Origin of the sequence: Streptomyces bikiniensis (assembly GCF_000716625.1) — a bacterium.
GTDB classification, from domain to species: domain Bacteria; phylum Actinomycetota; class Actinomycetes; order Streptomycetales; family Streptomycetaceae; genus Streptomyces; species Streptomyces bikiniensis.
Window position 1 is genome coordinate 1 of the sequence record NZ_JNXJ01000133.1, and the last position, 285, is coordinate 285.

General features: G+C 70.5%; 1 protein-coding gene. It reads right to left on the minus strand.

Annotation, left to right across the window (positions count from 1 at the left end):
• On the minus strand, positions 1–285 hold a 285-nt coding region (locus tag OO47_RS33080; protein ID WP_030223618.1), incomplete at both ends, for a ferrochelatase.

Sequence of the window (285 nt, forward strand, 5' to 3'; positions counted from 1 at the left end):
CGATGCGGCGCCGTCCGTCGGTGACCATCTCCCGCAGGGTGTCGGTGAGGTAGGGCGCCCAGTTGCGGTTGCCCCAGTAGACCGGCAGGTCCAGGCCGGCCCGCGCGAAGTCCTTCCGCAGCGCTTCGAGGAGCGCGCGGTTGTGGTCGTTGATCGGGGAGACGCCGCCGAACAGGAAGTAGTGCCGTCCCACCTCCTTGAGCCGTTCCTTCGGGATGCCGCGGCCGCGCGTCACGTTCTCCAGGAACGGGACCACGTCGTCCGGGCCCTCGGGACCGCCGAAGG